Here is a 25,193-nt window from a genome sequence, read left to right as displayed (position 1 = left end):
TAAACCGTTTACTTAGCGAAACCCTAGCAACTTGTGTAGCTGTACGTTGAGCCGCCACTCGGGGTGGGCTAAGACAAAGTCCATACAGCGCGCCACAACGGCCGACATCTCTACGCCCGTCTCCTCTACGGGGCTGACATAGTAACGACGTGCCTCGGCCAGCTGCTCAATGGGTGGCGGTAGGGGAGCACTTAGTTGTAGGGGCCAGCGCACCTCATCGATGCCGTCAGGGTAGTTATCTACAAAACGCTCCTGCAGGCCACTTATTGCTTCTGGCTTGGGCGAACAGGTGACGTAGTCCAGTCCCCGAGGCACGGGGCGTGTGCCATTTGTCTCGATAGACTGACGATAGCCATGCTCGTGAAAGAAAGCTATATGCTCCTCCCGCAGTGCTAAGGTCGGTTCGCCACCAGTCCAGAGGATGTCACGGCAGGGGTAGCTCTCCAGCTGCGCTAAGATCTCCTGAGGGGTCATGAGCTGATGCCCCGCAAAGTCTGTATCGCAGTAGTCGCAGGAGAGATTGCACCCCGAGAGTCGCACGAAGAGCATCGCGCGTCCCATCTGTCCTCCCTCGCCCTGGAGGCTGTAGAAGATCTCGTTGACCGGTAGCGGCTGCATACTATATAGGTAGTGAGTAGGTAGCGCTGCATCGTGCCGTCTCCTCGACACGGCAACTGACGAGCGTCACGCCCGTGCTGGCCAATTGTGCGGGAGCAACCGTCTCGACGAGGTATTGCGCCATGGCTTCGGCCGTCGGATTAAAGGGCACCACGACCAGATCCTCTGGCACCAGCTCCCGTAGTGAGGGAAGTAGCGGGTCCTCATCGTAGATCATCATCTTGTGATCCCAATGCTCCTCCAGCCACATGCAGAGTAGCTCCTTGATTACGCCAAAGTCTATCACCCGCCCCAGCTCATCGAGCTGTGCTGCGGAGCAAGTGAAGTGTATTCGGTAGTTGTGTCCGTGTAGGTGGCGACACTTCGACTCGTGTCCCACGACACGGTGTCCCATACTTATATCGTGATATCTCTCTACTGTCGTCATAGTTAAGTGTCACAAAGGTAAGGAAAAAGAAGACTGTCGCAAAGATTCATCACGCTACGAAGCCCCTGCATCCGTTGTGTCAAAGCGAGACGTTCGTCCCAATAGGAGTCGTCTTGCTCAGCGTCCATACAGCGGGTTGCACGAGTCGATTGGGATACGTGCATAATATGATAAATAGTCCGGAAGGCCCGTCCCATACTGATGGGACGAAAATCTCCCACCCGCGTTGGGACGAAAAAATCCCAAGGGAGGGACGAAAAGATCCCCACGGAGGGACGAAAAGATCCCAAGGGAGGGACGAAATGATCCCCACGTGGGGGTGAAATAAAACTTCGGAAGAATGAAATGAAACTTCGGAGGAATGAAATGATAAGTCCGAAGAATTGTTTCTCGTCCACGTGGAGAATGAAAAATAGCCACGTAGGAATTGAGTTCCCTACGTGGCTATCATCTATAAGTGCTACTTAATGGTGCAGCCTTTGCGACTCGAGGCTCGCTATGCGGGTTAGAGCTTGACGCTCACGCGCTGCCCTTCAGGCGACTGGATCGTGAGGAGGTAGGGCGTAGCAGACTGCTCGGCTACCAGAAGGATCGTAACTGTGCTGGTGGACGTAGAGAACTCTTGTAGCGTGCGTCCCTCCATATCGTAGAGTGTGATGGTGCTGTGAGGCTCTAGCGAGTCTAGTCTGATCGCTCCAGGCATACGGCTGCAGGTCGGCATGTGCGACGAGATAGGCGTGATGCCCACGGGCGAACCATCGTAAGGCTTTCCGATCCAATTTTGTGTGTCTCCTGCTAGATCGTAGACAGCCCAGCCGAGTTCTCTGGCATGAGCTACGGCGTCGACGTTGCATACGTTGCCCTCATGGTCGCTATGCGTGTCGATCACCTGAATGGTCGGCTCGGGGATGTCTAGCTCGGGATCAGCAACGGGTGCTGCGTGGTGCAAGGTGTTAAAGGCCTTGGTCATAGCCTGCTCTGAGATCTGATTGTTGTAGAGCTCGATGAACCACAACTTGCTACAATTGGAGAAGTCTATCTCCTGCAGATTGTTATCAGCCAGCCAGAGATCTTCTAGTGGTAGACCTGCCGGTATCATGATCGAGGATATCTCATTGCGGTACGCCTCTAGAGTCTTGAGTGCTGTGGCGTGTGTTAGGTCTACGTTGGTTATTTTGCGGTCTTGGATGATGAGTTGGTCTATCTTGCCATAGATTGTGATCTGAGGTGATGTGACCTGAAAGGATACTAGGAATTGTCCTGGCTCATCAAGGTCATCTTCAGGATTGCTGGCCATCTCTTCTCTTTGGAACTGACCATCGCCATTCTGATCGACCCAGACACCATGCTCTATAGGACGTATGACGAATGAGATGTCGTCAGCACGCTCTATGGCGGTGGTTAGGACGATGCGGTCGCCATCGGTAGCAACTGGCTTGAAAGGATTCTGCCCGAGAGCGGGTAGTGCCAGTAGCGAGAGGAGGCTGATGAGATATGTGATGTGATGTCGAGACATAGTTGGTGTATTACTGTGTGTTAGTGTATGGTGGAGCGTGTCTCCTCTAGGTGACACGCCCCACGTAGATTACACTCTGACCTAGATGTGGTAGATCTTAAAGCTCTCGCCTCCGAGACTGAGTATATAAGCCCCATCGGGATAGGTACTCATCGCTATCTGGTACTGACCGCTAGCGTCTAGTACCCCTGAGGTCAGCAGCAAGCCGGTCTCTGAGTATAGAGCGTAAGGCGCACCAGCGTTGCCGGCCAAGACTAGCGCATGAGTAGCCCCGTCGTAGTAGACGATGGGGGTGTCTGGGAGCAACTCTTGGATTGCTGAGGGAGAGCCTTTGTAAGGCACTCCTGTCCAGGTCTGCCTGTCCCCGTGGAAGTCGTTGACCTCCCAGTTTTTATCTAGAGCGACCTTGACGGCATCTACAGAGCAGACGTTTTTATCCTCCGGATTGGTCGTGTCGAGTGCTATGATGAGTCCTTTCTTCTTTTCAGTACGATCGGGGAGGCTCTTCATCAGCGCATTCATCTGTTCCTCTCCGATTTGATTGTAGAAGCAACGTATGTCGTTTATCTCCTTACATGCAGAGAGATCTAGCGAGGAGATCTGATTTTGAAAGCAGAAGAGCGTTTGTAGTCCTGTGCTACCAGAGAGGTCTAGATGGTCTATCTGATTGTCGAAGCACTGGATCTCTTTTAGCTTAGGCATCTTGGTGACTTCGACCTCTATGAGGGCTAGGCTTCCAAAGCGGATCGCATCTACGGGCCCATAGATAGTGATGCTCGGCTTGACAAGCGTGACAATCATGACGTTTGTCTTACCAACGTTGCCTTTGGCTCTGCCCTCGCCTCTGTCGCAGATGCCGTTGCCATTGACATCTACCCAGACGGTCTCATCGTGAGGCACAAAGGCTATACCTATCTGGGAGCCAGCGGGGTATTTGGTCGTCATGGTAAGACGAGGTCCGTCGGTAGGAGCTGGCGTCACTTGAGCACGCAGATGGGTGCTGAGTGGTAGTAGCAAGAGCAGGATGAGGGGGATGAATCGTGTAGCTAGTTTGTTCATAGCTTAGTATATGCTTGATTGTTGTTAGAGATAAACTTATAGTACTTGCAGTGTGGCTGTCGCTCCGCAGTGGGTGATGATGTAGCTGCCTGTAGGTAGTGCAATGGGGTATGTGGTGGTCTCCTGACTCCCTGCGAAGGAGGCTAGGAGGGCTCCCGAAAAGTCGTAGATCTGTATAGGCTGATCGAGGGTAGTACCTACGAGGACGAGAGCCGAGCCAGAGTAGAGAGCTCTAAGCTCCGTCTGAGCGGTAGCTACCTCTGTGATTGCTGTGGGCTCGCCTAGGTACTTGACCCAGTCACCACGAGACTTGTCCCAAGCCTGCACGTTCCAATACTTACCGTCAGCTATGGCAGCCTGTCGGTCGGTCATATAGTTCTTTTCGGTAGGCTCGTTGAGCGTGTAGACATATAGCTCGCCTTCGTTGAACTCGCCCTCGCTGCGCATAGGCAGCGCATTGACAAGGAGGTCCATCGCCTCGTCTCGTATTGCATTGTGTGCGACACCGACGAAGTAGAGACGCGGCTTCTTGGTGATGTCTAGACGAGTCAGATCGTTGGAGATGACCTCTATCAGCTCTAGATCGGGCTGATGCGATAGGTCTAACTCAGTAAACCGGTTATTGCGCCCCTCGAAGCTCTTGAGCTTGGTCAGTGCCGACAGATCGATCTCCTCCAGCTTACTATAGGGTACGCCTAGGTAGGTGAGCTGTGTCATACGACTAACGTCGATCTTGGAGAGTTTCCACTTACGTAGTATGATCTCGTTAAAGTTGCCATAGATCCTAAAGGTCTGTGCCGATAGGGTTACGGTAAACTTCTGTATGCCTTGATCAGGCTGACCGTCTACGGACTTTAATCTGACCACTTCGCCTTCGTCTTGCTGACCATTGGCGTTGAGATCGATCCAAGCATCTTTACTGATTGCGATCTCTACCTTCTCCCCTGCGTTGAGCGTCGTGGTGAGCTCTAGGTAGCGGTTGGGGTCAAACTCCTCTTGCCCATAGCTGGTTGTGGCTATGAGGGGTAGGATCAGGCATAGGAGTAGTGCCTTGTATGTAATTGTCTTCATTGTTGATATACTTACTGGGTGATTAGGGTATGATGACGAGACGAGTCATCTCGCCGACTCTAAGCAGATAACGCCCAGAGGGTAGTGTGAGGTGTGTGGGACGTGACTCCTGAGCTGCGAAGCGATAGAGTGTCTCGCCCTCCATGGTGTACAGAGCTACGTCAGCCTGTGTGCTCTCAGAGAGCAGGGTGATGCCTGTCTCGTCAACAAGGCAGAGGCTCTCGGTGCTACCTACAGGCTCTACGCCGACATTGATGCTACATCCAGTGCCATCGCCGAGGATGTCTATCGTCCAGCCCTTGTCAGCAGCGAAGTAAGTCTTACTCGTCTCAGCACCTGGATTGGCTGCAATGCGGAGCTGTCCGCCCTGCTCCTTCTCGGGGAGAGCTACGCAGATGCTGTCGATAGCGCAGGCCGATAGCTTGTTCTTGACAGCCGAGATCAGCTCTAGCATGGGCATAGAGGAGGCTAGCTGTAGAGACTGAAGCTGATTGTTGTCGCACTGTAGCTCACGGAGGTTGGGAGCTCCAGAGAAGTCGAGCGCGACGAGCTTATTGTCAAAGCCGTAGAACTCCTCGAGGCTAGGCAGGTCACCGATCTTGATCTCTTTTAGTCCGCAGTCAGAGCAGAGTAGCGTGACGAGACTTGAGAGTGTGCTGATGTCTAGGAGACCCAGGTTAGGGTTGTGCTGTAGCGTCAGCTTGTCCAGACGCTCGCATCCCTTGAGATCTATGTTGTAGAGATCGTTTTGATAGCAGCTGAGCGTCTGGAGGTTCTTACAACCACGCGCCTTAAGTCTCTGGACGGGAGAGAAGGCGGTATCTATGAAGGTGAGATTCTCACATCCAGAGACGTCAATATCTGTGATCCCTGTGCTAGCGCAGGTTAGCCCCATCAGTGCTTTGCAAGAGGAGAGGTCGAGTGTGGTGAGCTTCTTATTCATCTGTACGTTTATCTCGTTGAGCTTAGTGCATCCAGAGATATTGACCTTGGTGAGATCATTCTTGCTACAGATGAGCTTGAGCAGGTTGGGGCAATGCGAGCAGTCTAGCTCACGGAGTACGTTGTACCCGACGTTGAGCTCTTGGAGCGCTGGCGTCTCGGCCAGAGAGAGCTCGGAGAGATTGTTTTGCATCAGGTAGAGAGCCCTGAGGCGGTCGCACCCCTTGAGAGATAGGTCGTTAAGTCCACATGAAAAAGCCGATAGCTCCTCTAGAGACTTCATGCCGTCGACTGCTATCTGGAAAATCTTTTGGTCCATTATCTTGGCCGAGACGAGCTCGCCATAGATCGTCGCCTCATTAGTCCCAGAGGAGATGATGAGCGTATAGTCCTCGCCAGCGGGCACCTTGTGCGGGACGAGAGATCCTTGATGCTCGTCGACATATATAGTTGCCTCCTTGTCGCCTACGGTGATGATCATCGATAGAGCGTTCTGAGGTATGACCTGTAGCTCCATCTTAGGGAGTCCCTGCACGTCTTGCGAGAAGGCTCTCTGTGGCAGGAGAGCCACAGAGAGTAGTAGGGCTAATGCCCAGAAGTTGCGTACTATATTCATTGTATTAGTCGTAGGCAGCGTTGTGTTATTCCTTGACAAGCGTCATAGCGGTGCTTGCGCTCGTGCTGTCGGCAGCAACGCCCGTCACGACATATAGTCCAGCAGGTAGCTCAGAGAGGTCTACGCGGCTAGCACCCTCTAGAGAGCGGATGAGTGTACCCGTGGCATCATATATAGCTACGCTTGTGTAGCATGTCGGGATCAGTAGCTCCTGAGAGTTGCTGAGGTAAATGATCTGCTCAGCGTGAGCTACTGGCGAGTCAATAGCTACATCGTCAGAGCCTATGTACTCGTTCTTACCACCATTGGCACCATTCTGGAAGTCGTAGCAGATCCAGCCCTTCTCGGCAAGCGTTGCTACAGCCTTCTTGGTGACTACGTTGCCGTCCTTAGGCTCTAGGGTCGTGTCGATACCATAAAACGCCTTCTTCTCAGCCTGCTCATTCTGCGGCAGTGAGCTGACGGTCTGTAGCATCTCCTTGCTCTGGATCTGATTACCAAAGAGGCTTACCTCTCTAATGACTTTGCAGTTGGTGAAGTCGATAGCAGAGGCGATCTTGTTGTTGTAGCAGGTGAGCTCCTCAAGGTCGGCGCATGCCTTTAGGTCTAGAGATGTGAGCTGGTTGTCTGCGCAAAGGAGGTTCGTCAAGTCCTCTGAGTGCGTTAGGTCGAGCGTTGTGAGCTTATTGCCCGTGCAGTCGAAGTATTTGAGCTGCGTAAGCATCGAGACGTCTAGCTGGGTCAGCTCGTTTCTACCGCATCTGAGCTGTACCAGATCAGGAGTCTTGGAGAGGTCTAGCTGGGTGAGCTTGTTCTTGTTGCAGTAGAATCGGAAGAGGTGTGGCGTGTGCGACAGATCCACCTCCGTAAGCATGTTACCATGTAGTGTGAGTGCTCTGAGCTGACCGTTTTTGCTTAGGTCTATCGTTGTGAGCTTATTGTCAGAGGCGTCTAGTATCTCTAGGTCTGGGCACTGGGATATGTCGAGAGCTGTGAGGCTGTTGACATAGCAGAAGAAGTTCTGTACATTACCATATACCGTGATGACCTTAGCCTCGTGCGGGAAGTGTAGGCTCTTGTTGAAGTCTGTAACCTCCTCGCCCTCGTCGTACTCCCCATTCTCATTTCGATCGATCCAGACGGACTTCTTGTCTTCGTCGTTTCTCATCTCGATCTGCAGATCCCACTGGCCTGAGGTGGCGTCACTCGTTAGGACGATCTTGGGCTGGTCTGTGACGTATGGAGAGAGCGGCATGTCAGATGGTCTGAGAGGATTGAGACCACCCTTCTCACCAGCTTTGTAGTCGTAGGGAGCCCAGTTCTTGTCCATGATAGCGTGTAGCGTCTCGTCGTCGTAGGGGTTGAGCTCGCTCTTTTCGTAGCTATCGATTAGTATGAGGGTACCCTCAGAGAGGCCCGTGCGATCATTGAGCTCCTGGGCAAACTTCTTGATGCCTTCGAGGAGCAAGTGGTTATTGTATATGTCGATGTACTCCAGCTGCGGAGCTTTAGGCATTTTTAGCGTCTTAAGCTGAGTCTTGTTGCAGACGAGCTTCTTGAGGTTGTTATTTTCAGATATGTCTAGCGTCAGGATCAGAGAGCCACTAGCGTAGAGCTCCTCAAGATTGGGGCAGCCAGCCACATTGAAGATGTCTAGCTTGGTATTGCTACAGTTGAAGATCTTCAAGTTCTCAGACAATGGTGGAAGCTCTACATAGGTAAACGTAGATCCCGAGAAGTCAAGCTCTACCAGGTTAGTCAGGTTAGATATCTGTAGCCCACCAGCGAATTGAGGTATCTGGTCGAGGCCTCGTAGGTAGAGGTACTGAAGAGCTGTGTTTTGAGACAGGTCTATAGACTGAAACGGGTTTGCCGAGCAGTCTAGGAGTGTGAGCTGAGAGAGAGAGGAGAGAGATAGGGAGGTGAGGGCTCCGTTGTTGCATCTGAGCTCCTTGAGTCCATCCGGTAGATCTAGCCCACTCATGCCCTCATTGTAGCTACAGTCTAGCTTTGTGAGTGCTTCATTGTATGAGAAGTCGGGCGACTCGCACTTATTGTAGCTCATGTTGACCACGGAGAGGCTCTCACACTCAGACGCATCAATCTCCTCGAGGTTGTTGTGCGACAAGTCAATTTCGGTGAGCGAAGTGGCCTGTGCGAGGTCTATCCTCTGAATGTTGTTGTTCGGAGCAGTGAGCTTCTTGACCGCCCCATAAATAGTGAGCGTGGCCGTAGCGGTCGTCTGCTCAGCTAGCTGTCCGGAGGTGAGGAGTTCGTTGTCGTCCTTCTGTCCGTTGCCATTCCAGTCGGCCCACACTTCGGTGTCGGCCTCTACCGTGATCTTCCACTGGTTTTGCTCAGCGGCTGCGACGAGCATGATCTGCTCCTGAGCCTTGAGAGCCCCCATAGATGGGATGAGCGCAAGTGCTGTCAGTAAGCTCCCGATGAGCATTCGTCGAGCCTTGATTAATGATTGCCAAGTAGTAGTTTTCAAACCCATAGCGTTATTATTGTTTAGTGTTCATAGATTCATCTTTATCGTTCTTTTTCAAGGCTATAAAGCTCTGTCTAAGGGCACTACTTTATAGGTGTAGAACAACAACGCAAATATAGACAATAATTTCCTCTAATGCAATAGCTTCAGAAGACTGCACATCGCAAATCTCACAAACTTGTGAAGTCCTTCGAAGCAAAAACGCCCTGTCTACAAAAAGCCACGTGGGAAAATCGCCCCCTCTTAAAGTCCAATAAAGTTTCCTCCGTATGAAACTCTAGTTTCTCACCCATGAAACTCTAGTGCCACAGGTATGAAACTCCAGTTTCCCACCTATGAAACTTTAGTTTCTCACCTATGAAACTCTAGTTTCACCCAAGTGGCACTGATAGTTAGCTCATTTCTATAGGGCGATCTACTCGTCTCCCCTCAAAAAGCTTTTACCAGATAGCAATAGTTCGTTGTAGTGCTCGGTTGCATTCAAGAGATCCGTAGGGGAGGGTAAAAGAGAAGGAGCGCGACCGTATCAATCGCTATGGTCGCGCTCCTTCGGGCTCTCTATGGTGTATGTGGCTCGTCTAGGTCAGTCTCTCAGTATGCGCACTATGGCAAACTTGAAGGTATCCTTCTTGCGCTCATAAGAGAGTACGCTGAGGGCGTCATAAGTCTGACCATCTACCAGCTGCTCCTGACGGACTAGGGCTGGGGAGACGAAGTCATTGTTGATAAAGCCAAAGCCCTTGGGATGTAAGTGGAGTGTCCCTGAGATGCGCCGCACGAGCTGGGGATACGCTGTGCCCTCTAGGGCTTCCAGGGCCTCCATACGGACGAATCCTCCTGGCTTCTTAGGGGACTCATAGAAGCCCTGGTACACACCTCCGACCTTGAGCTGCTGCGAGGAGATAAAGTGCCCGCGCTCTCGATCGGTAGCGGTGAAGACGCAGATCTTCTTAGTGGGATTGTAGTCGGTGATGACGAAGACCTTTTTGGGGCCTCTGAACTGCTCATCTAGGTAGTCTGCATACTGCTTGTAGAGTGCACGATTGCCCTGGGAGCCTTGTGGCTCTTGGTACCATGGTTGTTGCGACATCTGTACGATCTCGCGGGGAGGCTTATTCCAGCCATTCGCACGATAGACGGATAAGATGAGATGGACCTCTTGGCTAGCCTCTCGGTATCGCTTGTATCGGTCGTGTGCAAAGATGCTTGCCATCTTGGTGTGGATGGAGACTTTGAACTTTTCGTCTCCTCGCTGCAAGGCTCCTTTGCAGAGACTCGCAAGCGTCAGGGGCACATCGTTTGCAGAGGCATAAATGTCGGCTAGTAGCTCCCAGACCCACGCATTGCTCCCCTTTGCCTTGATAAAGGGGGTGTAGAAGTGGATCATCTGGTCGACGCTATAACCGCCTACGCCTAGCATCATCTGTACGACGTAGTAGCGGATGAACTGAAAGTCCCGCCCTCGCTCCTCGGCCAGTGTCTCGAGCAGTGGTAGGTACTCAGGTAGATGGCTGTGGGCGGGCGACTCTTTGTTCAGTAGCTGTAGGCAGATGGCATTCGTCAGGCTCTCGGCTGCTGAGGGGATGAGATACCCATTGTACCTTGTGGACTGGTACTCTGTGTCATCAAGGTTGTCCCAGCCGATCCATGTGGCAAAGTCAAGTATAGAGGACCAACGCTTGTCTGCAAAGCTCTTGATGAAGAAGCTCCGGTACTCATTGAAGTGCCTCATGGGCATAAGACTGAAGACCTGGAAGAGACTGTCTAGCTCGTGGCTTAAGATGGCTGGCGACTTCTCCTTGTCCCTGCAAAGTTCGGTGGCGAGCTTAGCGATGTTCGTACGCAGGGTGTCGAAGAGCGTGAAGTTGAACTCCGTATTCTCTAGATTGAGCATGGCGAGCTCTGTGAGGTAGCCTATGAAGTCGGGGAGAGCCGAGCTATCCTGTGAGAGCTGCTTCATCTTTTGCCACAAAACCCACGAGAAGGCGGAGATGACAGCCGAGTCGGTAGTTCCCGCCGAAAGCATTTCCTTGCTTAGCTGATACGCCTCGTCAACTTTACCCTCTTTGCGTAGGGCGGTGATTGTTTGAGCATTCATAAGGTTTCCTTTATCTCGCTAAGAAATAGATCAAATCGGCCAGAGCCATCGGACTCATATAGATAAGGTATGATCTTCGTGAGATAGCCCTTAGCATTGCAAAAGCAATCCAAATAGGCGTCTGGCGACTCTGCCGTGGCTAGGTAGTACCGGACGTAGTACTGTGCTGGGTACTCCTGGATAGCTCTGATAGAGACGCCACTCCGCTCCGATGCCCGCGAGACGACACCATAAGCTAACTCGTAAGCAGTGCTGGAGGGGGTGTAGACTACTTGCTCTTGCTGCGGGGTAGGTGCAGCAGAGTACTCTGGAGAGGCTAGTAGTGGGTCGAGGATCGCACGCTGCTCGGGTGATACTACACCAGCTGTGATCTTAAAGCCTTGCCTGAAGGCGCCATGCTTGTTGTAAAAGCCCGATATCTCAACGGGACCGCCTCCCTCCTTCGAGCGAATCGTGTATCGCTCTTGGTATTGCATGGCTTTTGTCGAGATGATCTCATAACCTATGTGAGCTAGGGCACGTGAGAGGGTAGCAAACATCCGCTGAACTTCTGGCATTGGTGCAGTCGTGCGTCCCTGCAGCAGGATGTCGAGATCTACATCGTCATCACCTCCGCTCTTCTGGCTGGTGGAGACGAGGGGCAATGTAGGTGGCTTGGAGAGGGCATTGGTTGCCTGCACACCTTTGTAGCATGCCGATTCACTAATCTGGGGCGGATTGGTCACAATGCAATGCTGACTTGCTCTAGTGGTGGCTGTATAGGCCCAGCGCATGGCATCGACAGAGATTTGGTTGCGACCCTCGTAGTCGACCAAGACGGTGTCCCACTCTCCACCCTGAGACTTGTGGCAGGTCACGGCGTATCCATACTTGCAGTGCAGCGCGTTGAAGTACTTGTCTGTACGCATGAATCGCTGATACTCTTCTTCGAAAATAGGAGCTTTAGGCTCTTTAGAATCTTTAGCCTCTTTAGCCTTTCTCAGGTGAAAGTAAGCATCTCGTCGAGCTTTTTCAAAGAGAGCTTTGCCCTCTGATGAGGTGATACTTGCTTGGGGCGAGGAGAGCAGGTCGTCGAGGATCTTGACCTGATAGACCCCTTCATCGGTCTTAATCTGTAAATCTCTAAAGGTTAGGGTGACATTCCCTTCTTTAAGGGAAATGGTATAGGACTCTGTCGTAGGAGAGGCACAAACGACCTTGACAAAGTCTCCGTTGACTAGATTGTGGAGCTGGTTGTTCTTTACGACGAGTAGCTTATCGCCCGCTGTGACGTTAGGGTGGTTGGGGAAGTACCTCTTTCGGATGGCTTGATTGAGCTCGAGACAGCTTCGATTGCTGTAGACGATGATCGGACCATTGTTCAGATTGTTCTTAGGAAAGAGCCGAAAGTAGCATGACAACAGGTCTAAAGCCTCTACGCGCTGGAATGAGTGGTCATCATACTCGGGCATGACTACTCCATGCCCCTCCTCGATGAAGCGTCGCATCTGAGTAGCGTTTGCTAAGATGAGAGAGCCACTGGCTTGCCGCACCACCCCACGGAGCCACGACTCCTTGACGCGTAGCCCTCTACTCCCGAAGGTCTCTCGCTGCAGTGCTATCGGCTCGTTTTCGCCTACTGGGGGCAACTGTGCTGGATCACCGACAAAGATAATCTTAGCCCGATGACTTCGTACACCCGCATAGGTCAATATGTCCTCTAGTAGGGAGCCACTCCCCATGACGTAGATCTCATCCAGCTGCTTCTTTATGGGGACCATCGATCCCTCGTCGACAATGATGACACTGCCATACCTAGCCTCACCGACAGCGTAGTAGAGCCGTCGAGATGTATCCTTTTCTTTATCCTTGACCTCTACTGCCTCAAAGTCATAGATCCGAGAGTGAATGGTGGATGCACCCCGCTTGAGCTTATCTCGCATCACCTTGGCAGCTCTTCCTGTAGGAGCCATCAAGTCGTATGAGATACGCTGACTATCTAAGTAGTCTAGCAAGACGCTCAGTAGGGTGGTCTTACCAGTACCTGCATAGCCCTTTAAGATGAAGATGTTTTCTTGAGGAGTGGCGACAAAGCTCTTCATCTCTTCCAATGCTCGCGCTTGCTCTGTCGTCAATATCATAGGACTCTGCGGTTGCTCGGTTACTATGTGGAGGGCTAAAGGTCGAGGGACTGTCCGGTGGCGACATTGACAGCGACCTGCGCTAGGCGCACGGCGACGAAAGTCTCGATGTACTGCATCTCCGACTCGAGCCAGTTGCGCTGTGCTAGCGAGAGCGTCTCGAGTGTGACGACGCCCTCCTTGTGTCCCTCGGTCGAGAGGTCGAGGTTGAGCTGTGCGTCGGTGCGGATCTGCTCCGTCTCGGCGTAGCGTGCGAGTGCCTCGGTGAGCTGCCGTGAGGCTTGCTCGTTTTGCATCTGGATGGCACGCTCAGCGTCTTGTAGCTCTAGCTGACGTACCTGCTGGCTAGCAAGTGCTGCCGAGCGACTCTGCCAACCTTGGTAGATGCCGGTGATGGGGATCTGAACGGCTACGCCAACCATCCAAGTGGAGCCAAACTGCTTCTTAAAGCCATCCATAGGATTGGGCGACATGGTGAGTAGCTGTGCCGTGAAGCCTACCTCGGGGAGCATCTCGCCGAGAGCCATCTTAGCGCGTCGCTGCTCCGCCTCGACAGCGAGGTTGGCTGCTTTGAGCTCGACACGCTCCATCGGATTGACCGTGCTATATAGCTTGGGTTGGCATGGATCGATCGGTTGCTGGCTGGTGAGCGTGAAGTCGGGAGTAAGCTCTATGGCTTGCTCCGCTGGAATACGGCACTGATGCTTGAGTAGGATGAGCAGTGCCTGCAAGCCTTCTCGTAGCTTGCCCTCCTGGAGCTTGGCGTTGTTGCGGTTGACTCGTACGGAGACCACCTCACGATCAGCTACGACTCCTTGCTCCTTCATGGCTGAGACGTCCGCGAGCGTTTTGTCTAGCATGTCGTTGAACTGCGTAATCGCCTTGAGCTGCTCCTGTAGCTGTACTGCCTGCCAATAGGTTTTGGCGATCTGCTCCTCCTCGCCACGCTGCTGGATAGTCCACTGGTACTCGGCTGCTTGCTCGCCGATTTGGGCTAGGCGTACCCCGTTGTAGATGCGTCCACCGGCGAAGATGGGCTGACGTAGCGAGAGAGAGCCGTAGAAGATGTGTCCTAGCTCGAGGCTCATCTTGTCATCGAGCCAAGACTGAGCTTCGCTTAGAGAAGGCACTCCTGGTAGGTTGGGCATCTGCATGGGTGGAAGCCAGGAGGAGAGGTCGACGGAGAAGGGCTTAAGCTTGGCTGGTGTGTAGAGCCATCCGCCTGAGAGAGAGACTTGCGGGAAGAAGTTGCTCTGAGCTTTGAGCCGTGTGGCGTGGGCTGCTTGTCGCTGTGCTTCTAGCTGTGCCGATGGTACGGGGCTCTCTCGGTGGTAGCGGAAGCAGTCGTGTAGTGACAGCGTGAGTGGCTCCGTCTGAGCAAGAAGCGAGCCAGTGAGTATGCAACTGAGGACGAGTGCGAGTAATCCTCGTAGGGGTGTCGATAGAGCTTTCATCATAGGGTAAAGGTAGTGTGTCCGATGCGATGTCCATCGGCAAAAACGTCTGCACGGTAGCTCCCTGAGAGGAGTGCCTGCGTAATCTGATAGTAGATGGTGACGGGGGTATCCTCGCCTGTGTACTCGATGCTCTTGGAGGCTGTCGCCTGGAGGGTCTGCCCCTCGAAGCTAAAGGCTTCGCCAGAGCCGCTCATCGGCATATCGTTGGGGTTGAGGATGCGTACGTAGATCGCTTTGTTGCCGACGGGAGCGGTGACATTCTTTTTGATCGTAAAAGATACCGCCAGCGTCTCCACTTTGTCAATGCGTGAGGTGCGTTTGCCTCGGCTGTTGAGCGGAGAGACTGTGAGCCCAGAAATGTCTAGGCGGGCTGCTATGGCGACTTGGTCGGATAGTGCGGCCTTCTCTTGCGAGAGTCGTGAGGCTTCGCTGCTGATGCGTGAGTAGTCTTCCTTGACTTGTTGATTCTCGGCTACGAGTCGCTCATTGGTCGCATTGAGTGAGTCGATCTGTACGATGTAGCTGCGAAGTAAGGCACGGAGCGTATTGATCTCGCCCGTTAGCTCACTGATGCGCTTGGCGTTGGATGCCTTGACGGTGGCTAGCTCTTGGCTTAGCTGCTTGACACGCTCCTGCTCGCTCTCCAGCTGAGCGAGTAGCTCGTCATTGTCAAAGGAGAGACTTGTCTCGCCCGACGCTGAGGCGAGCTTCTCGTACTGAAGCTGATACTGCGCTGCTAGCTCATCCAGCTCTTGCTGCATGCGCTGCTTCTCCATGTCGACCAGCTCGCTCTGCTCGCTCTGCATCTGCTGTCGCTCACTCCTTATATATATCCATGCACCAACGATGACGAGGAGCACCACGAGGGCAGCTCCAGCGATGATATACTTGATATGCTTATTATCTAGTTTAGCCATGGGGTGGTCTTACTTGATTCTTTTCAAGATGCCCCGTCGTGTCAATTGATAGGATTGGGGCGATGTGCTGATAAGTTGCTCGATGCGCTTGGTCTCCTCCTTTGTGGTCCAGCCCTCTAGAGAGGGAGTGGCACTGATCCGGACCTTTCGTCTGCCTTGTTCCGTGGTAAAGGTTAGCACGACGGGCATCTCGGTTAGTGATGACGAAAGAGCTTTAGAGGGCACGGGTTCTTTTTCCTCGGAATGTATGAGCCAGTCTGTGTATGGGATGGTAGCGTCTAGCTCCCACTGCTTCTCTTGCTTGGGCAGAAAGGCCGTGAGCTGACTCACACGATAAGGCTGCTCGAGGGTCGTGATCTGTAGTATGGGTCGCTCGCCCTGCGTGCGCCAGGGAGCGCGTAGTAGCTCGTAGGTGAGTAGACCCGCTACAGAGATCGTGCAACGGAGATGTGCCTTGTCGATCCGCATCTCCAGAGACTCCTGTGCTTTGGTTTGTAGGGTGACGGTGGTCTCGGGGGCGTCTAGTGCTTTCTGTATGAGTTGCTCCCATGCGCTGTCGCTGATGGCGGGAGCTACGCCTAGCGGGCGCTCGAGGATAGGCTGGTAAAGCTGCTCTAGCTCGGCTCGCTCCTGCGCTACGAGCGGACGACAAGCGAGTGCCAGCAATAGAATAAGAAGATATCTACTTTTGAGGTGCATAAAGCTTCAGAAATAGTGCCACGCGAAGAAAAACTTAACCTACGGCGGGACGGCAACACACACCCATTGGGATGTCGCGCCTCTCGCTACGCCCCGCAAAGATAATGAAATAAGCGATCGAGACCTCTTGTGGCACTAGCGTCTCTAAGAAAGAAACGTCTAAGGCTGACAGGAGCGAAGCTGGAAGTCAGATGAAGGGGATAACGATGTTTAGAGAGCTTCTTAGCGGAGGATGAAGCGAAGAGGCTTAAACTTCCTGCGGAGAAATCCCTTGGCCATGCCAAGCCCTACGGTCCATAGGATGGGCTTGGCTAGAGACATCGCGGTGCCGAAGATGCGCCGTGTCACTCCGTGAGTCGCTGCTCCTTCTTGATCGCTCTGTGTCAGAGAGCTGTAGGTCGATTGCTTAGAGCCTCCCGTCAGCTTAGAGAGTAGGGAGTTTCCCTTGCGCCGCTGCTTACGTGTGGATGGTGTGAGCAGGCGACCGAGTAGAGAGCCTGGAGGCGCGATCTGCTCTTTTACCTCATTGATAAGTGTTTTTTTGATACCCAGCCCTTTGATATACCCCAGCTCTCTCTGCCAGGTGCGCTCAGCGATCACTAGATCGGCCTCGGCAAGTTTCTGACGTCTCTGGAAGTCTTTATAGGATACTCTTTTCTTCATATTAGATGGTCAGGTTAGCGGGTTCTTGTGTTGGGTGCTTCATCGATAGGGGTGATCGTTTCTTCGGCCTCCTTAGTGGTGTAGCTAGCGTCTTCTCCATCGGATGTCATCGGCTGTGGGCGTAGCTTATCATCGAGCTTATTCAGCGAGTCGTGTACCTTGCGATAGATGCTGATACTGATGGCACGCACGATGACTTTGCGCAGTAACAGCGTGATGACTACTAGCAGTAGTAAGACTCCAGCACCTATGAGGAAGCTCCACCCCCAGCCCAGCTCTAGCCATGTGTTGATGCCCGCTACTCCTGCGAAGAGTAGGAGGATCATCAAGAAAGGCATTAGCAATAATACTAGAAGTATCGTGAGGAGATTACCGGCGAGCTTCATACCCGCATCGGTACTCGAGTAGACTGCTCGGCGAGCATACGCCTTGAGGTACTCCTTGGTGTGATAGATAAAACGAGATATCTTGAAGTCTTCCATAGGGGGATAGAAGTTAGATGTTAGAGGTCAGAGGATAGAAAACAAAAGGGTAGCGTACTCATCTGTCGTAAGTGACCAGAGCGGTCTCTTTGTGCAGATGAGCGTGCTACCCTTTTAGTTATATTGAGTCTGTATTACTCAATGGAGATTGTCTCAGCTTGAGAGCTTACTTGACAGCCTTCTTAGCCTCCTCGACAGTCTCTTTAGCTTTGCTGGCTGTCTCCTTAGCCTTGTCTACAGTCTCGTCGAACTGCTCCTCGACCTCCTCGGCAAACTTTGCGCCACGCTTTTGTAGCTTATCGCGATAGGTCTCGAACTTGTCCTTTGCCTCATAGTACCCCTCTACGAGCGAGTCGCGTGTGCGATCGGCCGTCGTGCTGAGGTCGTCATAGAGACGATCACGCTTGTCGCGATCTGAGAGGTAAGTGATGGCTGCACCGATAGCAGCACCGAGAGCAATGCCTAATGCTATACGTCCTGTGTTGTTCATATCTGTTCTGTTATTTATTTTGTGAATATAATTTGTTCTTGCTTATGCAGTTTCTAAATCGCATTGACGATCTAGAGCGTGTCTCGATGTATTCCCTTACTCCTACGACTATTAAGGGCAAAAGCAGGAGAAATAACCTTGACACTCTAAAGGTACGAAAAAATAGTCATACGACAAGCGAATGGGCAGATTAACCTTCAGTTAAACGCTACTTCTACTTGTTGTTAGATACGCTCTAAGACTAGCTCGATGAGTCCGTCGATGCCTTGCTTGTAGTTGGTGTTCATATTCAGGTTCTGACGCCCTGCGATGATGTAGCAGACGGTCAGCGTGTCGTGCCCGAGGAGGCTACCGATACCGCTGAGAGCTGCCGACTCCATCTCAAAGTTGGTGATGCGCTGCCCCTCATACTCAAAGGCCTCGATCTTCTGATTTAGCGTTGGGTCAGCAAGTGGCAGACGTAGCTGTCGTCCCTGAGGCGCGTAAAATCCGTTGGCAGCGATCGTACAGCCAGGCACGATGTCCCCATAGTTGCCGACGATCTGCTGGTAGAGCGACTCGCTACAGTTGACCACGTAGGGGTCGAGCCCCTTGATAGGCCACTGCAGCTGCTCCTTGAGTGCAGCCTCAAAGGGTAGGTCACGTATCGACTCCGTATTAGCGTAGAAAAAGAGCGACCCCTCGAAGCCGATCGCCTTGTGTGCTGCGACATAAGTGCCTATTGGCGTCTCGGGTTGTAGACCGCCACTGGTTCCCACACGTACCATCGTCAGCTTGCGGTGGTTAGGACGTACTTGACGAGTCGCTAAGTCGATATTGGCGAGTGCGTCTAGCTCGTTGATGACGATCTCAATGTTGTCACAGCCGATGCCGTGGCTCTGCACGGTGATCCGCTTGCCACGATAGGTACCCGTGATGGAGTGAAACTCACGATTGCTCACCGAGCACTCCTGCGAGTCAAAGTGCGAGGCGATCATATCCACACGCGCTGGATCGCCACAGAGGACTATCTTGTCAGCCAGTTGCTCAGGCTTCAGATGAAGGTGAAAAATCGAGCCATCGTCATTGACGATCAGTTCGCTGGGAGGTATGATGCGGTTCTGTGTACTCATAGCTGTATTTCGTTTGTAGTAAATGATGACTCTCCAAAAATACAAAAACTCCAGCACATCTCCTCCTCTTCTCGAAAATCTCTACATCCCGCAAATCTTACGTGTAGCCCTGGGTAGGGAGCTACTAATTACTATTTGGAGACTGTTGCAAAGTCAACAGTCTCACAATCTTGCTCGCAAGATTGTCCTGACTTTGCAGAAAGGATGAAGCGCAAGGCGCTGAGGGTGAGGTCTGAAGGGAGCATACATCCGTATGTGACCGAAGCTGAATTCCGAAAGCAACACAGCGATTCGCCTTTATGCAACAGGCTCATTTGAGCATTGTCACACGTCGGTGCTTGTCTTACGACCTCTTGTTCTGACAGTGAGGGCAGATGCCCTTGATGACGAAGGAGATGGCATGGGCACTGTACCCCTTGGGCAGGCGCAGTGGAGGCACCTCTAGCGTCTCCATGCAGTAGGAGTGCTGGCACCGCTCGCAGTAGAAGTGTATGTGCTCATCCTCGCCGAGGCAGACGCCGTCGCTGGCGCAGAGCTCATAGTTGCACACCCCTCGCCCGTCCTCAAAGGCGTGGACGATGTCATGAGCCAGAAAGAGCGTCAGCACCCGTGATATGCTCGACTTATCCATCGGGTAGAGCGTCGTCTCCAGTTCGTTGAGACTCATCGGCTGCGTCGCTGCCATCAAGGCGCGCAGCACCAAGATGCGGTTTGCCGTGGTCCGTACTCCCTTTTGCTTGAAGTACTCTGCTAAGTCATCATGTCTTGTCATCGCTTAGAAGCTCTTTTGCTGTGAAGATCTGTCGCCCCAAAGGTACGAAATTAGAGATTAGAAATTAGGGATTAGAAGTTAGAGATTAGAGATCCGATCACTCTGATAGCTCCGATGGTTCCGATAGCTAACAGCCAATAGCTAACAGCCAACAGCCAATCCATGGTTGACGCATTATATAGAATGAGCGCACGGACCTTTTGTCGCTAATGAGTAGCTCCTGACAGAGCGATTATGATGCGTCAGCCCTGTATGGGCAAATTAGACGCTGGCTTGTTACAATAATTTAGAGCCGACTACATATCGACACGGTGCTGTGCCAGGGAAAACTGATTTCCACGTGGATATTTCGAAATCTCCACGTGGGAAAGAAAAAATTCTTCGGAGGAATGAAATGAAACTTCGGAGGAATGAAATGAAACTTCGGAGGAAATGAATCACGCCCACGTGGAAAAAGAAAAATATCCACGTGGAGATTTGAGTATTTCCACGTGGATATTCGAGAAAGGAGGGAATCGGACGAATTTCCCTGTAAAGATATGTAATTAGAGATTAGACTCTAGGAGTACTAGGCCTACTAGAAGCACTAGTGCCACTAGCTACCCACCTCTAACTTCTAATCTCTAACAAAACAAGCGGGTGAGCCAACCATCGTTGACCCACCCGCTTGTTTAGTAAGGGATCGGAGATTACTTGATCTCCTCAAAGTCTGCGTCAGCTACATCGCCAGAGTCGTTGCCCTTTGCAGAGGAGTTGTCATTAGGCTGTGCGTTAGCACCTGGCTGAGGACCAGCCTGCTGCTGAGCGTTAGCCTGATTGTACATCTGCTCGGTAGCTGCGTGGAAGGCCGTGTTCAGCTCCTCCATAGCCTTGTCGATAGCGGGGATATCCTCCGCCTTGTGCGCCTTGCGCAGATCTTCCAGAGCTGCCTCGATCGGAGCCTTCTTGTCAGCAGGGATCTTGTCGCCCAGTTCCTTGAGCTGCTTCTCCGTAGAGAAGATCATGCTGTCTGCCTGGTTGAGCTTGTCGATACGAGCCTTAGCCTCCTCGTCAGCCTTAGCATTTGCCTCAGCCTCCTGCTTCATACGCTTGATCTCGTCATCGCTCAGACCGCTCGAAGCCTCGATGCGGATGTTCTGCTGCTTGCCCGTAGCCTTGTCGACCGCCGTGACGTTGAGGATACCATTCGCATCAATGTCAAAGGTGACCTCAATCTGCGGTGTCTGGCGAGGTGCCGGTGCGATACCATCTAGGTTAAAGCGACCGATACTCTTATTATCCTTAGCAAGCGAACGCTCACCTTGTAGGACGTGGATCTCTACTGAAGGTTGGTTGTCCACAGCTGTGGTAAAGATCTGACTCTTCTTCGTTGGGATCGTCGTATTCGCGTCGATCAGACGAGTCATTACACCGCCCATCGTCTCCAGACCGAGTGACAGAGGAGTCACATCGAGGAGTAGGACATCCTTTACCTCGCCCGTTAGGACAGCACCCTGGATAGCTGCACCGCAAGCGACGACCTCGTCGGGGTTCACACCCTTAGAGGGTTCCTGGTTAAAGGTCTTCTTGACGATCTCCTGGATAGCGGGGATACGTGTCGAGCCACCTACGAGGATCACCTCATTGATGTCGCTCGCCGTGAGACCTGCATCCTTGAGTGCCTGCTCACAAGGAGCTACACAAGCGTGGATCAGCTTGTCTGCTAGCTGCTCAAACTTAGCACGTGTCAGCGTACGAACGAGGTGCTTAGCGATACCATCTACAGGGATCAGGTAAGGTAGGTTGATCTCCGTCGAGGTCGAGCTTGAGAGCTCTATCTTAGCACGCTCAGCAGCATCCTTGAGACGCTGGAGTGCCATATTGTCCTTGCGGGGATCGATACCCTCGTCCTTCATAAACTCCTCAGCGAGCCAGTCGATGATCACATGGTCAAAGTCATCACCACCTAGGTGCGTATCACCATTTGTGGACTTCACCTCAAAGACCCCATCACCTAGCTCTAGGATAGAGATATCAAACGTACCACCACCGAGGTCGAAGACTGCGATCTTCATATCGGAGCCCTTCTTGTCAAGGCCGTAAGCTAGCGAAGCAGCCGTAGGCTCGTTGACGATACGACGCACCTTGAGTCCAGCGATCTCGCCAGCCTCCTTAGTAGCCTGACGCTGTGAGTCGTTGAAGTATGCGGGCACCGTGATCACCGCATCGGTGACCTCTGTGCCGAGGTAGTCCTCAGCCGTCTTCTTCATCTTCTGAAGGATCATCGCCGAGATCTCCTGTGGCGTGTAGAGACGTCCGTCGATGTCTACACGTGGGGTGTCGTTATCACCCTTGACCACCTTAAAGGGGACGCGCTCAGCCTCCTTCTCTATCTGCTCATAGGTCTCACCCATGAAGCGCTTGATCGAGTAGATCGTATTCGTCGGGTTCGTGATAGCCTGACGCTTAGCGGGGTCACCCACCTTGCGCTCACCGCCCTCTACGAATGCTACTACTGAGGGAGTTGTCATACGTCCCTCGCTGTTGGGGATGACCTTACTCTCGCCACCCTCCATGACTGCTACACATGAATTTGTAGTTCCTAAGTCTATACCAATTATCTTACCCATAGTATTGTGTTGTTTGTTGATTTCTTATTTGTTAATGTCTCTAGTCGGCTGACCCGGTTCGTCCGTAGGTCAGACGCTTACATCACATAGGTATCAAACACTGTGCCACAAAACTATTCCTTGCGACATTATGTCAAAGTGCCACCAAGTCCAAGCGGGAAATATACGAGACGAGTAACCCGTTGTAGGGACGCACGGTCGTGCGTCCGTCCTCGTTAAAGGTTACGGTGTCAATACTTGTTTTGCTTTGATACAACGGACGCACGACCGTGCGTCCCTACAACGGGCTACTCGTTACGTTATTCCTCAGCGAATCAGAAGCGGACGATGAGCGAGGCGTCGTACTGGCGTCCCGTCAGGTAGTTGGGCACGGCGTACTGGTTGCGGTAAGCGTCCGAGAGCCAGTAGTAAGAGCCGATGTTGGTCATGTCAAAGAGGTTGAAGACATTCACCCCGATCGAGACCTTGCTAAGTGCTTGTAGCCAGCGCCACGCACCAGGCTTTGCCTCAGCACGATCCCACAGCGTGTACTGCATACCGATGTCGACTCGCTTGTAAGCCGTGCCACGGAAAAGGGGGCGTCCAAAGCCTTCGGCAGCATTGAGCTGTGGAAGTCCTCCCGTTAGCACGCCGCGCAAGCTGAGCGTGATTCGCTTGTAGCCGGGGAAGTAGTCCTGGAAGAAGAGTGACAAGTTGTAGTCTGGCACGTGTGGTAGTGGCATCTCACCATACCCCTCGATGGTCTGCCGGCCACGCATCAGCGAGGCGGTAAGCCACGAGTCGACGTCGGGAACAAACTCTCCAAAGAGCTTGACATCTAGCCCCACGATGTAGCCGGTGCCCAGGTTCTGACCTAGGTAACGCTGCTTGACATTGTCCACATAGTAGGGATTGATGCGAAAGAGATGCTTGTAGTAGCCCTCGGCGGTGAGGCGAAACTTGCGTCCCCCCACGAGGAAGTTGTAGTCCACACCGACCAAGGCTTGTGCGGATCCTTGCGAACGCACCTGATCATTGAGCAGTACCGACTGATTGCCCATAGCGTCAGCCTCGATGATACGTATCTCCTTGTAAAAGGGGCTCTGGTAGTAAAGTCCTCCAGCTGCTCTCACCAAGAGGTCGGACAGCTCCTTCGGTCGCCACGAAGCAACTAGACGAGGCGAGAAGTCCGCCTTCTTATTGAACGACCAGAAGCTTCCCCGCACGCCAGCCGTCAGGTGATAGCTTCCCGAGGGCGTTTGCCACTGCATCTCATCTTGCAGGTAGAGCGAGGCACGTGCCGAGCGTAGCGAGACGTTGGAGTAGAGATTGCTCTGCATCTTGATCAGATCGGGGTCGCGCGGCAGGTTATAGCCAGCCGAGTCGAGCTTGACCCACTCAGAGATGTAGTCCGCTATCTGCTCGCCTCGTAGCTCCGCACCCCACATAAGGCGATGCGTATCGTTCAGACGCTGATTGCCACTATAAGCGAGTGCCGCGACCGAGTAGCGGAGTAGGTTGCGGGCATGCTCATGGTTGACACCCGTGGCGAGGAGTTCCTGCTCCTCGCCTCCAGTCGTCGGGTCAGCCTCCTTCTGCAGATAGTAAGCGCCCGTAATGTCGTAGCTCTCCCGCTCGTGGCTGTTGTAGAGGCTCAGATCTAGCCTGTGCGCGCCTCGACTGCTGGGACGCCAGTGTAGCGTCAAGGCTCCAAAGAGGGTGGAGAAGCGATCCCGCTCCTGTCCGTCGAAGTAGACGGTAAAGTGCTTCGCATTTTGCAGGGAGCCAACAGTCGTCTCACGCTGCTGCGGACGAAAGCGGTACTGTGTCCAGGAGTAGTAGCCGATGCCCTCGATGCGCCAGCGATCATTAAAGGTGTAGGTCAGATAGGTCTGCGCATCCGCATAGAAAGGGTTGTACTCCCCGCGGGTCTCCATCTTAGAGAGCAGCTGCTGCGTGGTACGCGTGCGGATGCCTGTGACATGGGTAAAACGCCCATGCTTGCCCCCCACGTAGAGACTATTATTCATCAAGCCAAGGGTGACAGCTCCCTCCAGCTTCGTGGGACGTTTATATTGTATGTCTAGGACCGAAGAAAGCCGGTCGCCATAGTGCGCATCGAAGGCTCCCGCCGAAAAATAAACCCGCTCCACCAGATCGGTATTGACAAAGCTCAAGCCCTCTTGTTCGGCTGAGCGCACCAATAGCGGACGGTACACCTCGATACCGTTGACGTAGACGAGGTTCTCATCGAAGCTACCCCCACGTACATTGTACTGCGTGCTCAGCTCGTTGTGCTGCGTGACCCCCGCATAGGTCGCCACCATCGACTCGATGCTACGTGTCGGCGAAGCCTCCATGGCGAGCGTCTGTGTCGTGATCCGCTCCATACTGGGCGGACGCGCCTCGCCCCGCACTGTCACGGTAGCCAAAGCGGTAGCACTCTCACCCAGCATCGGGTTAAAGTGCATGTCTCGTGAGATACCCTGCGGGTACACTTGGCGCACCGTCTGATAACCGATAGAACTGTAGGTGACCACCACGCTGTCGGTCGTCGGGGTCAGTTCCAAGCGGTAAGCACCCGTCAAGTCACTCCAGGTGCCGATAGCCGTCCCCTCGACACGTACCGAGGCAAACTCGATCGGCTCACGGTCACGATCTAAGACGTAACCTGTGAGCGCCACGCGGCGGGGCGTCGCGACAGCCGTCGTGTCGGTCGTCTGACTGTGTAGAGCCAGCACGCTACCCTGTAGTAGGAGGCAGAGCAGTAAGACGATGTGGTAAAGTGATCTCATCGCTTACAAAGGTAGACAAAAGTCGCAAGCTATGCGCCATGAATAGGGTGTGCAAACTGTCGGGACGAACAAATCCCAAGGGAGGGACGAAAATCTCCCAAGCGGGGTGGAACGAAAACTTCCCATCAGTTTGGAACAGCACTTTTGGGGGAAATGCGGCTCCTAGGGAGGGCATCTCCTGACATGAGACTGTTGCAAAAGTCAACAGTCTCACAATCTTGCCTGCAAGATTGTCCAGACTTTGCAGAAAGGATGAA

19 protein-coding genes are annotated in these 25,193 nt (G+C 52.9%); all 19 read right to left on the bottom strand.

From position 1 onward, the window contains the following. Positions 1–12 precede the first annotated feature (12 nt). Positions 13–618: a 7-carboxy-7-deazaguanine synthase QueE gene (locus tag RDM37_RS04170; protein WP_308555262.1), complete on the bottom strand. Its 606-nt coding sequence runs from the start codon at positions 616–618 to the stop codon at positions 13–15. Between the two features lies 1 nt (position 619). Next, positions 620–1,045, bottom strand: coding sequence for a 6-carboxytetrahydropterin synthase (locus RDM37_RS04165; RefSeq protein WP_308555260.1), 426 nt, complete (start codon positions 1,043–1,045; stop codon positions 620–622). Between the two features lie 505 nt (positions 1,046–1,550). Continuing rightward, on the bottom strand, positions 1,551–2,561 hold the full coding sequence (locus tag RDM37_RS04160; protein WP_308555258.1) for a hypothetical protein: 1,011 nt from the start codon (positions 2,559–2,561) through the stop codon (positions 1,551–1,553). Positions 2,562–2,642: 81 nt separating this feature from the next. Then, on the bottom strand, positions 2,643–3,620 hold the full coding sequence (locus RDM37_RS04155; protein ID WP_308555256.1) for a hypothetical protein: 978 nt from the start codon (positions 3,618–3,620) through the stop codon (positions 2,643–2,645). A gap of 36 nt (positions 3,621–3,656) precedes the next feature. Continuing rightward, positions 3,657–4,691: a T9SS type A sorting domain-containing protein gene (locus RDM37_RS04150; protein WP_308555254.1), complete on the bottom strand. Its 1,035-nt coding sequence runs from the start codon at positions 4,689–4,691 to the stop codon at positions 3,657–3,659. A gap of 22 nt (positions 4,692–4,713) precedes the next feature. Next, a complete protein-coding gene (locus RDM37_RS04145) occupies positions 4,714–6,249 on the bottom strand; it encodes a hypothetical protein (RefSeq protein ID WP_308555252.1) in 1,536 nt (511 codons plus the stop codon). 25 nt (positions 6,250–6,274) lie between these two features. Continuing rightward, positions 6,275–8,749, bottom strand: coding sequence for a hypothetical protein (locus tag RDM37_RS04140; RefSeq protein WP_308555250.1), 2,475 nt, complete (start codon positions 8,747–8,749; stop codon positions 6,275–6,277). A 577-nt stretch (positions 8,750–9,326) separates the two neighbouring features. Next, positions 9,327–10,841, bottom strand: coding sequence for a hypothetical protein (locus RDM37_RS04135; RefSeq protein WP_308555248.1), 1,515 nt, complete (start codon positions 10,839–10,841; stop codon positions 9,327–9,329). After that, entirely contained in the window at positions 10,838–12,961 is a 2,124-nt protein-coding gene (locus RDM37_RS04130; RefSeq protein ID WP_308555246.1) for an AAA family ATPase, read from the bottom strand. Before RDM37_RS04130 ends, RDM37_RS04135 begins: the two co-directional genes overlap by 4 nt. A 35-nt stretch (positions 12,962–12,996) precedes the next feature. Further along, positions 12,997–14,418: a TolC family protein gene (locus RDM37_RS04125; RefSeq protein ID WP_308555244.1), complete on the bottom strand. Its 1,422-nt coding sequence runs from the start codon at positions 14,416–14,418 to the stop codon at positions 12,997–12,999. Continuing rightward, complete coding sequence (locus RDM37_RS04120) at positions 14,415–15,335, bottom strand: hypothetical protein (RefSeq protein WP_308555242.1); 921 nt, start codon at positions 15,333–15,335, stop codon at positions 14,415–14,417. Before RDM37_RS04120 ends, RDM37_RS04125 begins: the two co-directional genes overlap by 4 nt. 9 nt (positions 15,336–15,344) lie before the next feature. Further along, a complete protein-coding gene (locus tag RDM37_RS04115) occupies positions 15,345–16,034 on the bottom strand; it encodes a hypothetical protein (protein ID WP_308555240.1) in 690 nt (229 codons plus the stop codon). 222 nt (positions 16,035–16,256) lie between these two features. Continuing rightward, the gene (locus RDM37_RS04110; RefSeq protein WP_308555238.1) at positions 16,257–16,697 is read right to left on the bottom strand and encodes a hypothetical protein; all 441 of its coding nucleotides are present in this window, start codon (positions 16,695–16,697) and stop codon (positions 16,257–16,259) included. 14 nt (positions 16,698–16,711) lie between these two features. Next, on the bottom strand, positions 16,712–17,179 hold the full coding sequence (locus RDM37_RS04105) for a hypothetical protein (protein WP_308555236.1): 468 nt from the start codon (positions 17,177–17,179) through the stop codon (positions 16,712–16,714). 166 nt (positions 17,180–17,345) lie between these two features. Then, complete coding sequence (locus tag RDM37_RS04100; RefSeq protein ID WP_299369093.1) at positions 17,346–17,669, bottom strand: YtxH domain-containing protein; 324 nt, start codon at positions 17,667–17,669, stop codon at positions 17,346–17,348. A 224-nt stretch (positions 17,670–17,893) separates the two neighbouring features. Then, positions 17,894–18,781, bottom strand: a complete 888-nt coding sequence (locus RDM37_RS04095; RefSeq protein WP_308555234.1) for a nucleoside phosphorylase — start codon at positions 18,779–18,781, stop codon at positions 17,894–17,896. Between the two features lie 343 nt (positions 18,782–19,124). Further along, positions 19,125–19,553: a Fur family transcriptional regulator gene (locus tag RDM37_RS04090; protein ID WP_298887550.1), complete on the bottom strand. Its 429-nt coding sequence runs from the start codon at positions 19,551–19,553 to the stop codon at positions 19,125–19,127. 689 nt (positions 19,554–20,242) lie between these two features. Then, positions 20,243–22,162, bottom strand: coding sequence for a molecular chaperone DnaK (dnaK, locus tag RDM37_RS04085; RefSeq protein WP_308555231.1), 1,920 nt, complete (start codon positions 22,160–22,162; stop codon positions 20,243–20,245). Between the two features lie 314 nt (positions 22,163–22,476). Next, positions 22,477–24,936, bottom strand: a complete 2,460-nt coding sequence (locus RDM37_RS04080; protein WP_308555229.1) for a carboxypeptidase-like regulatory domain-containing protein — start codon at positions 24,934–24,936, stop codon at positions 22,477–22,479. Between the last annotated feature and the right edge of the window lie 257 nt (positions 24,937–25,193).

It is taken from the genome of uncultured Porphyromonas sp. (assembly GCF_902489635.1).
Taxonomy (GTDB): domain Bacteria; phylum Bacteroidota; class Bacteroidia; order Bacteroidales; family Porphyromonadaceae; genus Porphyromonas.
This window is presented reverse-complemented; position numbering and strand designations above follow the sequence as displayed.